Source organism: Streptomyces pathocidini (assembly GCF_001418495.1).
Classification (GTDB): domain Bacteria; phylum Actinomycetota; class Actinomycetes; order Streptomycetales; family Streptomycetaceae; genus Streptomyces; species Streptomyces pathocidini.
The window spans coordinates 1-13,827 of the sequence record NZ_LIQY01000070.1; the positions used below are offsets into that span (position 1 = coordinate 1).

Consider the following 13,827-nt stretch of genomic DNA (forward strand, 5'->3'; position numbering starts at 1 on the left):
CCGTCCTGCTCAAGGCGCTCGCCCCGCGCGACGGCGACCAGCATCCGCCGCGGGTCCTGCTCATCGAGGCGCACGACGCCATCGCCGGCGCCCTGTCGGCGACGCTGGAGCGGCGCGGCATGCAGGTCGCGCGCGCCGCCTCGGACGCGGACGCGGTGGCGCTGGCGGCGCAGATGCGGCCGAACCTCGTGGTGATGGACCTGACGCAGGTACGCCGCCGCCGCGCCGGAATCGTCGACTGGCTCCGCGCCAACGGCCTGCTCAACCGCACCCCGCTGGTCGTCTACACCTCGGCCGACATCGACCCGACCGAACTCCCGCGCCTGGCATCGGGCGAAACAGTGCTGTTCCTCGCCGAACGCTCGACCAGTACGGAAGTCCAGACTCGCATCGTCGACCTCCTGACCAAGATCGGTGCCAACTGAGGGAAGGCCGGTACCTCCGCGCCGGCCCCGACACACCGGGGGCGACCCCGACACACCGGCCAAGGCGGACGGGCCTCCACCCAGCCACACCGCCTCAACGGGGCCTCGGGGGACACCTCCCGCACAGGGTCTGGGGACGAAGTCCCCAGCACTTCCCCGCCGCAACGGCGAGCAAGAGGTACGGCCCGGCCCGGCGGTGCCGAACCGACCGCAACCCAGGATGAACGGCCCCCGCCGGACGGCGCCCCGTCACAGCTCGACGACGTCCAACTCCCCTTGCGCGTACTGCCTCCGCAGCACCTTCTTGTCGAACTTGCCGACGCTCGTCTTCGGCACCGCAGGGATCACCGCCCAGCGCTCCGGCAGCTGCCAGCGGGCGATCCGCTCGGCGAGGTACGCCTTGAAGGCCGCGTAGTCGGGAGCGTTGCCGTCCCGCAACACGACGGCCGCCAGCGGCCGTTCGCCCCACTTCTCGTCCGGCACGGCCACCACCGCGGCCTCGGCGATCTCCGGGTGCCCCATCAGATGGTTCTCCAGCTCCACCGATGAAATCCACTCGCCGCCCGACTTGATGACGTCCTTCGCCCGGTCGGTGAGCGTGAGGTACCCGTCCGGGGTGATCGTGCCGACGTCGCCGGTGCGCAGCCAGCCGTCCTCACTGAACTTGTCCTCGGGCCGGAGCGGACCTTCACCGGCGCCGCCGTAGTACGCGCCCGCGATCCACGGCCCGCGTACCTCCAACTCGCCCGCCGACTCCCCGTCCCAGGGCAGGAACCCCCCGCCGGGCCCGGCCAGCCTGGCCTCGACCGAGGCGGGGAACCGGCCCTGGCTGAGGCGGTACGTCCACTCCTCCTCCTCGGACAGCCCGTGCGGCGGGTGCGAGACGCTGCCGAGCGGCGAGGTCTCGGTCATGCCCCAGGCGTGGATGACGCGGATGGCGTGCCGGTCCTCGAACGCCTTCATCAGGGCGGGCGGACACGCGGAGCCGCCGATGACGACGGCGCGCAGGGAGCCCGTATCGCGCCGCTTCGCGTCGAGTTCGGCGAGCAGCCCCTGCCAGATGGTGGGGACCGCGGCGGCCATGGTGGGCCGCAGCGTCTCGATCATCTCGGCCAGCGGAGCCGGCTGCAGGAAGCGGTCGGGCATGATCAGTGAGGTGCCCGCCATGAACGCGGCGTGCGGCAGGCCCCACGCGTTGACGTGGAACATCGGCACGACCGGCAGCGCCGTCTCCCGCGGGGAGAGCGCGAACGCCTCGGCGCTGTTGACGTGCATCGAGTGCAGATAGATCGAACGGTGGCTGTAGACGGCCCCCTTGGGGTCTCCGGTGGTGCCCGAGGTGTAGCAGAGGGCGGCCGCCTCGCGCTCGTCGATCTCGGGCCAGTCGAAGTCGGTGGGGCGGCCCGCGATCAGCTCCTCGTAGTCGTGCACCCGCGCGCGGGCGCCCGCCAGCGGCGACCGGTCGCCGGAGCCGGCCACGACGACGTGCTCGACGGAGTCGAGCCGGGGGAGCAGCGGAGCGAGCAGCGGGACGAGCGTCGCGTCGACGATGATCACGCGGTCCGCCGCGTGGCCCACGATCCAGGTGAGCTGCTCGGCGGGCAGCCGGAGGTTGAGCGTGTGCAACACGGCGCCCATGGCGGGAATGGCGAGATACGCCTCCATGTGAACACCGTTGTTCCACATGAGCGTCGCGATCCGCTGGTCGCCGACGACACCCAGCTCGTCGCGGAGCGCGTGCGCCAACTGGGCCGCCCGGGCGCCGATCTCGTCGAATCCCCGCCGCTCGGGCGCACCGTCCCCGGTCCACGTCGTGACGTGCGACCCGGCGTGCACGGTCGAGCCGTGCCGCAGGATGCGGCTCACCGTCAGCGGTACGTCCTGCATCGTGCTCAGCACCGTCGGCCTCCCGAGGACACGGTTGCGCAAGGATCGTGCTGCGCCAGATTCTGCGTCCATACCGAACGGCATGTCACTACCCCACGCGAGATCAGGCCCGCGAAGAGGGACGGGCGCGGGGAGACCCGGGCTGGGCCGGAGGTCGGGCTGGGCCGGAGGTCGGGCTGGGCCGGAGGTCGGGGTCGACGGCATGGGGACGACTCGGGAGGCGGCCGAAACGGTGCCGGTGGTCCGCGGCCCGGCGCGAGCAGGGCGAGCAGGGCGAGCGACGCCGATGGCGTGGCACCTCTACACGCCAATGAGGCGCGAATTGCCCGCTGTTGAAGGATATAGGGGATGTTTCCCCACCTCCCAGCGTGGAGATAAGGCCTGTACCGAACCATATGGGCCGCCCATCCCGCTGGGGGTGCGCGGCCCGTTGCGTTTGTGATGTGGCTTCCGTGGTTGTGGTGTCCCGGGCGGGGTTTTCTGGGCCTGTGCCGTACCCCACGTGGGGGCTCGTCAGGCCGGGGGCGGCCCCCACTGAAGGGGCTCCACATGAGTACCAGCGTTCAGCCACCGTCGCAGGATCTGCTCTGGATAGCTTCCCTCTCCAACCAGGCCCAGCCGACCGCCGAGGCGGAGGAATCGGGTCTGGCGGCGTCGGTCAGCACGTTCCTGGCGATCCCGCCCATTCCCGTCGGCACCAATCCGGTGGGGCTGGCGTTCACCCCCAGCGGCGACCTCTACGTCACCAACTCCGGATCGAACAGCGTGTCGTTGATCGACACCGCCACTGACACCGTTGTCGGCGCCTCGATCCCCACCGGTACCACGCCGGCCTGGCTGGCGATCGCCCCCAACGGCAACGCCTATGTCCCCAACAACATTTCCAACAACGTGACGGTGATCGACACCGCCACCAACACCGTCATCACCACGATCCCCCTAGCCGGCGGCCCCGCCGCAGCCGCAGTCATCCCCGGTGGCAACCTCTACGTCGGCAGGTTCTCCGCGAACAGCGTGTCGGTGATCGACAGCACCACCAACACCGTGATCGGCGCCCCGATCCCCGTCGGCAGCGGCCCGGTCGGGATCGCAGTCGCCTTCAACGGCAAGGCCTACGTCGCCAACCGGAACTCGAACAACGTGACGGTGATCAACACCGCCACCAACACCGTCATCACCACGATCCCCGTCGGCAGCCAGCCGAACTTTGTGGCGATCGCCCCGAACGGCAACGCCTACGTGGTCAACATCGGGTCGAACAACGTGTCGGTGATCAACACCACCACGGACACCGTGATCGGTGCCGCGATCCCCGTCGGCACCAATCCGTGGGGCATCTCGGTCGGCCCCAACGGCAATGCCTACACTGCCAATCGGGGGTCGAACGACGTGACGGTGATCGACACCTTCACCAACACCGTAATCGGCGTCCCGATCCCCGTCGGCTCCCAGCCGATCAGCACGGCAGTCGCCCCCAACGGCAAGGTCTACGTCGCCAACATCGCCTCGGCCAACGTCAGTGTCATCCAGTTCCCCCCGACGCTGAACAGCATCACCCCCACCCAGGGCACCACCGCGGGCGGCACAGTGGTGACGATCACCGGCACCAACCTGACCGGGGCCAGCGTCACGATCGGTGGTAACCCCGCGACCGGGGTGACCGTCAATCCCTCCGGTACGCAGCTCACCGCGACCACTCCTCCCGGAGTGTCCGGAGCCGCGACCGTCACCGTCAGCACCCCTGGCGGCAGCGCCAGTCTGGTGAACGGCTTCACCTATGTCGCCCCGGTCCACGCCACCTCGCTGACCGCGACCCCGGCGCTGGCGAAGCTGTTCCCGCCGCAGGTGTACTTCCCGTTCCTGTACGCCACCCTGACCGACCTGGTCACCGGCCTTCCGGTGCCGAACCAGACGATCGTCTTCACCACTGGCTCCCATGCCCTGGGCACCGCCGTCACCAACGCCCAAGGCGTCGCCCAGGTGAGCGAGGTCCTCACCCTGGCGCTCATCCTCCTCAACGACGGATACAACGTCACTTTCGCCGGCGCGACCACCCCCACAGTCATCCTGACGCCGTCCAGCGACCACGCGGGAGTCCTCGGACCCTGACCCTCACAAGCCACCGCGGCCGAGGCCGCCTCCAGCCAGGCGAACAACGCGAAGGTTCCTCCGCCCGGTCGTCATCGCCGGCCGGAGGGGCCTCCGCCGGAACCACCCATGCGGAAGGTCGCGGGCAGGTCGGCGAGGCGCGCCGACTCCGTCGGCGTCGAAGAGTGTCAGCCCGTCGGCGCACATCCACAACAGGCGCGCATCACAACAGCGGTGGCCGGCGCTTGCGGACGTCCGTCACAGCGCATCACGGCCTGGGCCATCGGCCCCGTACAGCTCCGCTCCGCCTCAGCGGCGAGCGTCCAGGCTGAGCTCCGGGTCCTCACGGAGCCGGGACAGGGCGCGGGAGACCGCACTCTTGACCGTCCCCACAGACACCCCGAGCAACTCGGCGGTCTGGGCCTCGGTCAGGTCCTCGTAATACCGCAGCACGACCATGGCCCGCTGCCGGTCGGGCAGCCGGAGGATCGCGCGCCACATCGCGTCACGCAGCGCCTGCTGTTCGGCCGGGTCCGGCGCCGGGACGACTGCCGGCTCGGGCAGCTCGTCACAGGCGAACTCGTCGACCTTCCTCTTCCGCCACTGCGACGTACGCGTGTTCACCAGCGCACGTCGTACATAGCCGTCGAGCGCGCGGTGGTCCTCTATCCGCTCCCATGCAACGTAGGTCTTGGTCAGCGCGGTCTGCAGCAGGTCCTCCGCGTCGCACGCGTTCGCGGTCAGCGAGCGGGCGGTGCGCAGCAGCACCGGTCCGCGGGCCCGCACGTACGACGAGAACGACGGGAACACTGCGGTGGCTGCGCTGGTGCAGACAGGCGTGGTCATGCCCTCAACGCTAGGAGCGCCGCGGGCCTCCCCGTATCGGCCGCAGGTGCCGATGGCGGGTCCGCCTCAGGGAGTACGGGTGGAGTTGTCCCCACCTCCCAGAGGTGGAGGAATCACGGCTCCCGGATCAGGGTCCGGGCTGGAGCCGGTCAGGGCCTGACAAGAGTTGAGCAAGCCACGGAGCAGCCGGAGAAGCAAGCCAGGATCAGGCCGGGATCAGAAGCTGCCCGCGACGGCCAGATCGCGCCGCGCCCACCGCTCGGCCGCCGTGCTGTTCTGGTCGAAGTTCTCGGCCCGGTCGGTCGCGCCGTCGTCGTACGCCTTCTTGTCGAACGACTTCCCGTCGTACGCCTTGGGCATCCCGCCGTGCATCTTGGGCTTTCCGCCGTGCATCTTCTCGCCGCGCTGGGACATCCGGTCCTTGGCGGGCACGTTCCTGCCGCCGGCCTGGTACCCGTCGCGGGGCTCGCTGATGATCGCGACCGGGGCGTCCACCCGGTTGCGGTCGATCTTCATCTTGACGCCGCCGTGCGACTCGGAGACATCGCCCGCGTACTGGTGGATACGACGGTGCGGCGCCCATGCCGCACGGCTGAGGACGGCGTCGTTGAGCTGCTGCGGACGTCGCCAGCGCGCGAACCACACCGCGTCCGGCAGGTCGCCGACGCCGCTGCGCCGCGCCTTCTCCAGATGCTGTACGCCCGTGGTGGCGCTGCTGTAGAAGCCTGCCAGGTAGCCCTCGCCCTGCACCTCATGGGTCCAGGCGCGGATGAAGGCGAGCGTCCGCTGGGCGCAGTTGGCTCTGGAGCGGTAGTGGTACGGCTCCATGTCCAGATAGAGAGCGCTGCGTTTCTCCATGCCGAGCGCGGCCGCGCGCCGCACCGCGTCGCGCCCTTCCCACGCACCCTGGGCCCATGGATTGCCCTTGATGGGTACGTGTCTCTTGTTGCTGCTGGCCACGCACGGCGACTGGGATCCGACGTAGACCGGAAGCACCCGCCAACCCATGCGGTCCACCTCCAGGATCCAGCGCCGCCCCAGGTTGGCCTGTTTCTTGCAGGCCCGGCCGCGGCCTCCGAAGTAGACCCCGACGGCCCGGTAGTGGGATTTCCGCCAGGCGTTCATGGAGCCCAGCGACGGGGTCTGGCAGGTGTCGAAGGCGAGGCCGTTGAAGACCGCGGCGCCCTCGGACCGGGGGTCGCTGTTCTGCGCGTCCCCGGGTGATCCCTTGGCGGACGCGGTGGAGCCGGTGAACAGGCCGCCGAAGAGCGCGGCCAGGGCCGCGAGCAAGGCGGCCATCATTTGAATGATCTTCTTTCGTCTTTCCATAGGGCGAGTGAAAAGGATCGGCAACCTGACGGTGTGACAGACACGCGACCTCCCGTACCGAAGTCAACCGTCTGCACCAATGACCAATCCGGATGTCGGAACCCCGGTGCCCGCCGTGACCAGGGCGCGGGCCGCTCCGGGTATCTGGTTGACGGCGCTGCCGCGCAGCTGGCGCACGGCTTCGGCGATGCCGTTCATGCCGTGCAGATACGCCTCGCCGAGCTGGCCGCCGTGGGTGTTGAGGGGCAGCGCGCGGGCGGCGACGAAGCCGGCGGCCTCCCCCGGGGCGCAGAAACCGAACTCCTCGAGCTGCGTCAGCACGAACGGCGTGAAGTGGTCGTACAGGATCCCCACGTCGATGTCGCAGGGTCCGAGTCCGCTGGTGCGCCACAGCTGGCGGGCCACCACACCCATCTCGGGGAGGCCGGTCAGGTCGTCGCGGTAGAAGCTGGTCATCTGCTCCTGGGCGCGGCCCGCGCCCTGGGCCGCGGCAAGGACGACGGCGGGCGGGTTCGGCAGGTCGCGGGCGCGCTCGACCGAGGTCACGACGAGGGCCTGGCCGCCGTCCGTCTCCTGACAGCAGTCGAGGAGGCGCAGCGGCTCGGCGATCCAGCGGGACGCGGCGTGGTCCTCGAGCGTGATCGGCTTCCCGTGGAAGTACGCGGCCGGGTTCGTCGCGGCGTACCGGCGGTCCGTGACGGCGACGTGGCCGAAGGCCTCCGGCGTCAGGCCGTACGTGTGGAGGTAGCGCTGGGCCGCCATGGCGACCCAGGAGGCGGGGGTCAGCAGCCCGAAGGGGAGGGCCCAGCCGAGGGCGGCGCCCTCGGCGGAGGGCTCGCGGTGCTGGACCCCGGCGCCGAAGCGGCGCCCGGACCGCTCGTTGAACGCCCGGTAGCAGACGACGACTTCGGCGATCCCGGTGGCCACGGCGAGGGCGGCCTGCTGGACGGTGGCGCAGGCCGCGCCGCCTCCGTAGTGGACCCGCGAGAAGAACGACAGCTCTCCCATTCCGGCGGCCTGGGCGACGGTGATCTCGGGACTGGTGTCCATGGTGAAGGTGACGAGGCCGTCGACGTCCCCGGGCGCCAGCCCGGCGTCGTCGAGCGCGGCCCGCACCGCCTCGACGGCCAGCTTGAGCTCGCTGCGCCCGGAGTCCTTGGAGAACTCGGTGGCGCCGATGCCGGCGATGGCCGCCCTGCCGCCCAGCGCGTCGCGGTTGCGGACGCTCATGTGCTCACCTCCGGCTCCGGTGTGTCCTCGGGCAGTTGGACGGTGACCGTGCCGGTCACATGGCGGCCGAGCCCATTGGCCCCCACCACGCGCACCTCCACCTGCCGGTCCTCCACGGAGGTGACGGTGCCGGTCAGCACCATCTCGTCTCCCGGGTGGTTCGGCGCCCCCAGCCGGATGGCGACGCGGCGCAGGCGGGCCCGGGGGCCGAAGTGGTCGGTGAGGTAGCGGCCGACCAGGCCGTTGGTGGTGAGGATGTTCATGAAGATGTCCGGGGATCCCTTGGCCCGGGCGGCCTCGGCGTCGTGGTGCACGTCCTGGTAGTCCCGGGAGGCGATCGCCCCGGAGACGATGAGCGTGCGCGTGATCGGGATACGCAGCGGCGGCAGTTCGTCTCCCACCCGGGTCATGCGCCCACCTCCGCCGTCCGCTCCTCCTGGGCGAGGAACTGGCCGAGTTCGGCGAGGAGTTCGGGTGCCGATCCCAGATATGCGTCGAGCTGGCGGCCCCACAGGAAGTGCCGGTGCACGGGGTGCTCGACGTCCGCCCCGATGCCGCCGTGCAGATGCTGGCCGGCGTGGACGGCACGGGTGCCCGCCTCGGAGGCCCACCAGGCGGCGGTCAGCGCGTGCGACTCGGCGGGCAGCCCCTCGTCGTAGCGCCAGGCGGCCTCGTAGGTGGTGACCCTGATCGCCTCGATGTCCATGTGGGCATCGGCGGCGCGCAGTTGTACGGCCTGGAGCGTGGCGAGTGGCCGGCCGAACTGTTCGCGAGCGGCGGTGTGTTCGACGGCTCTGGCCAGCGAGCCCGCGCACACCCCAGCCTGGAGCCCGGCGAACGCGGTCCGGGCCCGCCCCAGCACATCCGCGTACGTGACCTCCCCGCCCAGGGGTTCGGCGCGGGTCGCGTCGAGCGTCAGTCGGCCGGCCGCCCAGGGAGCCGTCGTCTCGACCGGTTCGACGCCCGCGTCCTCGACGCGCACGAGCCAGCAGCGCCGGTCGGCGGTGGGCACCAGCACGTAGGCCGCCTCCCGCAGCCACGGCACGAGGGGGACGGTCCCGGTCAGCCGGCCGCGCCCGTCCGCGGTGACGCCGCCGCGCTGCGGGAACGCGCCGGTGGCCACGGCCGAGCCGTCGGACAGTCCTGGCAGCAGCCGCTCCCGCTGCTCCGAGCTGCCATGCGCGGCAATGGGCCCGATGCCGTACGCGTAAGTGGCCGCTAGGGGGATCCCGGCGGTCCGGCGCCCGGCCTCCTCCAGTACGAGCACGGTGGCCAACAGCCCGGTCTCGGCCATGCCTCCCAGCACCCCGGCCGCGGCCAGGGCCTTCCACAGCTCGGGGCCCTCCAGGTCGTCCAGGATCTCGACGGCCAGTTCGCGGAGCGTCCGCTGCTCCTCGGTGGGGGTGAAGTCCATGTCAGCCCTCGCTCCCGCGGAAGACGGGCAGGGTCAGTTCCTCGTCCACGGCGAGGAACTCCAGCTCCACCGGCATCCCGATGCGCACCTTGTCGTGCGGCACCCCGGTGATGTTGCTGATCATCCGCACCCCCTCCGCCAGCTCCACCAGCCCGACCGCGTACGGCGGTTGGAAGGCGGGGAAGGGCGGGTGGTGCATCACGACATAGGAGTAGACGGTCCCGGCACCGGATGCATGGACCGTCTCCCAATCCGCCGATCCGCAGCTGTTGCAGCCGGGGAGCCAGGGGAAGCGGAGTGTGCCGCAGCCCGTGCAGCGCTGGATGAGGAGTTCCTGGCGCGCCACCCCGTCCCAGAACCCGGCGTTGTCGCGGTTGACCACCGGCCTCGGCCGCTTGACCCGGTCGGCCGGCGGCCGATCGCGCGCCGGACTCGGCTTCGCCGGCGCGTACTTGAGGATGCGGAAGCGGTGGGTGCCCGCGAGCTCTCCGTCGGCGCGGACGTCCATCCGCGTGGTGACGAAGTGCCCCGTCCCCAGCTTCGTGGTCTTCCGGGGGGACACGGACTCGATCACCGCGTCGAAGGTGATCTGGTCGCCCGGGCGCAGCGGACGCGGATACTCCTGCTCGCTGTCGGTCGCCACCACCGAGGTGAACCCGGCCCCGTCCAGCAGCGCCGTCAGTTCGTCGTACGCCCGCGACCGGACCACGTGCCCGGACAGCCCGCCCATGGTCCAGGCCTGCAGCATCGTCGGTGGCGCGACGGCCGGATACGCGGGGTTGGTGTCGCCCATGGCCTCGCACCAGTGCCTGATCATGGGCTCGTTGACCGGATCCTTGCCCTCGCCACCGCTCGCGGCGGGCTGTCCCTCGTACGCCTTGAGCCGTTCGTAGAGGACGTCTCCGTCCTGCGCCGCCACGCCCGTCCCTTTCCTCTTCCTCGTCTCCGCTTCCGCCCTCACCTCCGCCGCCTCCTCATACCGAGCCGCATCGTCGCGACGATCTCCCGCTGCACCTCGCTCACCCCGCCCCCGAACGTGTTGATCTGCGCCGCGCGGTTCATCCGCTCCAACTCGCCGTCCCCCACCGCATTCACCATTCCCACCGCCCCGAACTCCCCCGGGGAACCGGCCCGGATCAGCGCCCGGTCTCCCACGATTTCCTGACACATTCGATACACCGCTACGGCGCTTTCGGTTCCATGGAATTTGACGCCGCTTGCGTCGCCGGGGCCGAGTGTGCCCGCGCCGACGTCCCCCACCAGCCGCCAGTTGAGCAGTCGCGTGGCGGCCAGCCGGGCGTGCACCTCCGCGAGCCTGAGCCGCACCCACGGCCGGTCGGCGGGGCGTTCGCCGGTCGCCGGGTCGGGGGTTTTCGCGTGCGCGAGGGTCGCCGCGTAGAAGTCCTCGGCCTGCATGCCGATCGCCGCGAGGGCCACCCGCTCGTGGTTGAGCTGGTTGGTGATGAGGTCCCAGCCGGCGTTCTCCGCGCCGACCAGGTTTCCGGCCGGGACGCGTATGCCGTCGTAGTACGTCGCCGTGGTGGTCAGGCCGCCGACCGTCTCGATCGGCGTCCACGAGAAGCCGGGGGCGTCGGTCGGCACGAGGAGGATCGAGAGGCCTCGGTGCTTGGCCGCGTCGGGGTCGGTGCGGCAGGCGAGCCAGATCCAGTCGGCGTTCTGGGCGTTGCTGGTGAAGGACTTCGCGCCGTCGACGACCCAGTCGTCACCGTCGCGCACGGCGCGGGTGCGCAGCGAGGCCAGGTCGGTGCCCGCCTCGGGCTCGGTGTAGCCGATGGCGAAGACGAGTTCGCCGGCGAGGATGCGGGGGAGGAAGAAGTCCTTCTGCTCCCGTGTGCCGTACTTCATCAGGGTCGGGCCCACGGTGTTGAGGGTGACCATCGACACCGGGGCGCCGGCCCGGTAGGCCTCGTCGAAGAAGACGAACTGCTCGTCGGGACCGCGGCCCTGGCCGCCGTACTCGGTCGGCCAGCCGAGTCCGAGCAGCCCGTCGGCCCCGATCCGCCGCAGCAGGCCGCGCTGCGCGGCGGGGTCCGCTAGAAGGGCGGCGCGGACGTCGGGGGGTATGAGGGTGCGGAAGTACGCGCGGAGTTCCCCGCGCAGCCGCTGCTGGCGCGCGGTGGGGGCGAGGTGCACGGCGGCGGCCTCCCCTTCGGCGGGATGGGCGGGATGGCGGACTCCAGATTTCTGACTATCCGTCAGAAATACGAGAGCCGTCAAGGTCGCGTACGCCGCGGACCGGCCCCTCTCCACCCTCCCGAAAGTTATCCACACCCCTTTCCCGCGCCGGACGCGCGAGCGAAAATACGGAACGCCGGGCCCGCGCGGTGCCGCGGCGAGTACGGCGCAGCGAGTGGCGGGCGTCGCGGCAGGTCGTCGCCAACCCGGGCTCGGTGGGCCCGCATCGCTTCTGCCGGAACATGGAGGGGCAGACGTAAGGGGCCCCGCTCACGCAACCCGGCAGGATTGCCCAGCGAGGCCCCTGCCCGACTGCTCAGGAATTGGCCCGTTGCTCAGGAATTGGCCGCGGCACTCGTGGACAGCACCAGACCGTTGCCGTCCGGGTCCTTGAACGTGGCCTGACGGGCCCAGGGATAGTCGGCCGGCCCCTCGACCTCGACACCGGCCTCCCGCAAGGACGCGCAGGCGGCGTCTACGTCCGCGGTCTCCAGGACAATGCCCTGCGCATGACCGGGAGTGAAGGCGCCCATGGCCGAAGTCGCGAGAGTGAAGCTGGTCTGCGCTCCCTTCGGGGCCACCTGGAGCCAGCGCATCGGGCCCATCTCCTGGTCCATGAGTACCTCGAAGCCGAGCAGATCAACGTAGAAGGCCTTCGCCCGGTCCTGGTCAACGACCGGAAGCGTCACGATTTTGGCATGAGTGATGTTCATGGAAAGCATCCTAAAACGCCAACGCCTTCCGGTTCCTCCGAAAATGTCTCGGAGGAGCACGCCCGCCCCCCTCTTGTCCGCCTTGACCGCTTCCCGATCTATGTCCGTTCTGGGGTGAGCCTGGCCGAGACCGCCCGGCGCGCGGGGCAGAGCGTCGCCGTGCTCTAGCGCTACTACGCCAAGGTGCTGGACAGTGCGGAGGCGAGGATGAACGCGCTGATCGAGCAGGGGTTGGCGGAGCAGGAAGGCGGGTCCGAAGAGCCGTGGATTCTGGCCGCAGGTTGGCCGTACGCACTGGTCAGAGCTGGGATACCGGCGGACCAGGGTGAGACAGAGTGCATGCAGAAGGGGTGCCCCTCAGTGAGGGGCACCCCTTCTGACCAGCTAGTTCGCTGACCTCGGCGGAGGGTGTGGGATTTGAACCCACGGTGACGTCGCCGCCACGACGGTTTTCAAGACCGTTCCCTTAGGCCGCTCGGGCAACCCTCCCCGCGCCCCCAGAGGTGGCGCAGGGATCAGCCTAGCGGAGGGGTCAGCTGTCGCCCGTGCGGGAGCCGAGGGTGACGTCGACTGTGGAGATCCTGCCGCCGCGCTTGTAGGTGAGCTGAACCTTGTCGCCCGGCTTGTGGGTCCAGATCGTGCTGATCAGGGTCGGGCCGCTGTCGATCACCGTGTTGTCCAGCCTGGTGATGACGTCGCCGGGCTTGAGGCCCGCCTTGTCGGCGGGGCCGGCCGAAGTGATCGCGTCGGATCCGCCGTTGCCGGCCTCCGAGATCCGCGCGCCGTCGGCCTGTTCGCGCATGTCCACCTGGACGCCGATCACCGGGTAGACCGGCTTGCCGGTCTTGATCAGCGTCTCGGCGACCCGCTTGGCCTGGTTGATCGGGATGGCGAAGCCGAGGCCGATGCTGCCGGACTGCTGCGCCTCGCCGCCGAGGCCGTTCCCGGCGGACTGGATGGCCGAGTTGATGCCGATCACCGCGCCCTGGCCGTTGAGCAGCGGACCGCCGGAGTTGCCCGGGTTGATCGAGGCGTCCGTCTGGAGCGCGCTCATGTACGAGGCGTTGCTGCTGCCGCCGTCGCTGGAGGCGACCGGGCGGTTCTTGGCGCTGATGATGCCGGTGGTGACGGTGCCGGCCAGCCCGAAGGGGGCGCCGATCGCGATCGTCGCGTCGCCGACGGCCACGTTCTTGTCGGAGTCACCCAGCGGCAGCGGCTTCAGCTTGGCGCCCGAAGCGTTCTTGAGCCGCAGCACGGCGACGTCGTAGCCCTGGGCCCGGCCGATCACCTCGGCCTGGTACTTCTTCCCGTCCGAGAAGGTCGCCGTCAGCTTGCCGCCGTCGGCCGCCGAGGCCACCACGTGGTTGTTGGTGAGGATGTGGCCCTGCTTGTCGTAGACGAAGCCGGTGCCCGTACCACCCTCGCCCTGGGAACCCTGGGCCTCCAGGGTCACCACACTGGGCAGGGCGCGCTGCGCTATGCCCGATACGGACTTGGGCGAGCGGTTGAGCACCTGCGGGTCGCCGGAGGACGAGACGGTGGTCGAGCTGGAGTCGTCGCGGTCGGCAGCGAGGTAGCCGATGCCACCGCCGACCCCGCCCGCCACCAGCGCGGCGGCGAGCACGCCCGCCACGATCGGGCCGGTCCGCTTGCGGGGGCCGCCGGGGGGAGGCACGGGCGCGCCCCAGGCGCCGCCGGG

12 protein-coding genes and 1 tRNA gene are annotated in these 13,827 nt (G+C 70.6%); 2 read left to right on the forward strand and 11 right to left on the reverse strand.

Features of this window, described 5'->3' with window-relative positions:
- Positions 1-425: response regulator transcription factor (locus tag AOK16_RS04690; protein WP_169790859.1), on the forward strand; the 425-nt coding region annotated here is incomplete at its 5' end.
- Between the two features lie 249 nt (positions 426-674).
- Here the strand turns inward: AOK16_RS04690 and AOK16_RS04695 are convergent.
- The gene (locus AOK16_RS04695) at positions 675-2,324 is read right to left on the reverse strand and encodes a long-chain fatty acid--CoA ligase (RefSeq protein WP_055470940.1); all 1,650 of its coding nucleotides are present in this window, start codon (positions 2,322-2,324) and stop codon (positions 675-677) included.
- 537 nt (positions 2,325-2,861) lie between these two features.
- Between AOK16_RS04695 and AOK16_RS04700 the strand changes: the two genes are divergently transcribed.
- Positions 2,862-4,421: a virginiamycin B lyase family protein gene (locus AOK16_RS04700; protein ID WP_055470941.1), complete on the forward strand. Its 1,560-nt coding sequence runs from the start codon at positions 2,862-2,864 to the stop codon at positions 4,419-4,421.
- A 288-nt stretch (positions 4,422-4,709) separates the two neighbouring features.
- On the opposite strand, the gene AOK16_RS04705 is transcribed toward AOK16_RS04700, so the two are convergent.
- The 10 genes from AOK16_RS04705 to AOK16_RS04750 form a co-directional block, all read right to left on the reverse strand.
- Positions 4,710-5,246 carry a SigE family RNA polymerase sigma factor gene (locus tag AOK16_RS04705; protein WP_055470942.1) on the reverse strand — a complete coding sequence of 179 codons (537 nt, stop codon included), beginning with the start codon at positions 5,244-5,246 and terminating at the stop codon, positions 4,710-4,712.
- A 216-nt stretch (positions 5,247-5,462) separates the two neighbouring features.
- The gene (locus tag AOK16_RS04710) at positions 5,463-6,548 is read right to left on the reverse strand and encodes a DUF1906 domain-containing protein (RefSeq protein WP_169790860.1); all 1,086 of its coding nucleotides are present in this window, start codon (positions 6,546-6,548) and stop codon (positions 5,463-5,465) included.
- 90 nt (positions 6,549-6,638) lie between these two features.
- Positions 6,639-7,805, reverse strand: a complete 1,167-nt coding sequence (locus AOK16_RS04715) for a lipid-transfer protein (protein WP_055470943.1) — start codon at positions 7,803-7,805, stop codon at positions 6,639-6,641.
- Entirely contained in the window at positions 7,802-8,215 is a 414-nt protein-coding gene (locus AOK16_RS04720; RefSeq protein WP_055470944.1) for a MaoC family dehydratase, read from the reverse strand. The genes AOK16_RS04715 and AOK16_RS04720 overlap by 4 nt, the downstream gene beginning before the upstream one ends.
- Positions 8,212-9,219 carry an acyl-CoA dehydrogenase family protein gene (locus tag AOK16_RS04725; RefSeq protein ID WP_055470945.1) on the reverse strand — a complete coding sequence of 336 codons (1,008 nt, stop codon included), beginning with the start codon at positions 9,217-9,219 and terminating at the stop codon, positions 8,212-8,214. Before AOK16_RS04725 ends, AOK16_RS04720 begins: the two co-directional genes overlap by 4 nt.
- Before the next feature lies 1 nt (position 9,220).
- A complete protein-coding gene (locus AOK16_RS04730) occupies positions 9,221-10,138 on the reverse strand; it encodes a bifunctional MaoC family dehydratase N-terminal/OB-fold nucleic acid binding domain-containing protein (protein ID WP_055470946.1) in 918 nt (305 codons plus the stop codon).
- A gap of 38 nt (positions 10,139-10,176) precedes the next feature.
- Complete coding sequence (locus AOK16_RS04735; protein ID WP_055470947.1) at positions 10,177-11,373, reverse strand: acyl-CoA dehydrogenase family protein; 1,197 nt, start codon at positions 11,371-11,373, stop codon at positions 10,177-10,179.
- 377 nt (positions 11,374-11,750) lie between these two features.
- The gene (locus AOK16_RS04740; protein WP_055470948.1) at positions 11,751-12,128 is read right to left on the reverse strand and encodes a VOC family protein; all 378 of its coding nucleotides are present in this window, start codon (positions 12,126-12,128) and stop codon (positions 11,751-11,753) included.
- Between the two features lie 402 nt (positions 12,129-12,530).
- Positions 12,531-12,617 (reverse strand) — tRNA-Ser (locus tag AOK16_RS04745).
- A gap of 43 nt (positions 12,618-12,660) precedes the next feature.
- Positions 12,661-13,827: S1C family serine protease (locus AOK16_RS04750; RefSeq protein WP_055470949.1), on the reverse strand; the 1,167-nt coding region annotated here is incomplete at its 5' end.

What these genes read in the sequence shown, in the direction of transcription:
- AOK16_RS04700 (WP_055470941.1), top strand. Translation starts at nt 2,862, where the DNA reads ATGAGTACCAGCGTTCAGCCACCGTCGCAGGATCTGCTCTGGATAGCT.
- AOK16_RS04705 (WP_055470942.1), bottom strand. Translation starts at nt 5,246, where the DNA reads ATGACCACGCCTGTCTGCACCAGCGCAGCCACCGCAGTGTTCCCGTCG.
- AOK16_RS04710 (WP_169790860.1), bottom strand. Translation starts at nt 6,548, where the DNA reads ATGATGGCCGCCTTGCTCGCGGCCCTGGCCGCGCTCTTCGGCGGCCTG.
- AOK16_RS04715 (WP_055470943.1), bottom strand. Translation starts at nt 7,805, where the DNA reads ATGAGCGTCCGCAACCGCGACGCGCTGGGCGGCAGGGCGGCCATCGCC.
- AOK16_RS04720 (WP_055470944.1), bottom strand. Translation starts at nt 8,215, where the DNA reads ATGACCCGGGTGGGAGACGAACTGCCGCCGCTGCGTATCCCGATCACG.
- AOK16_RS04725 (WP_055470945.1), bottom strand. Translation starts at nt 9,219, where the DNA reads ATGGACTTCACCCCCACCGAGGAGCAGCGGACGCTCCGCGAACTGGCC.
- AOK16_RS04740 (WP_055470948.1), bottom strand. Translation starts at nt 12,128, where the DNA reads ATGAACATCACTCATGCCAAAATCGTGACGCTTCCGGTCGTTGACCAG.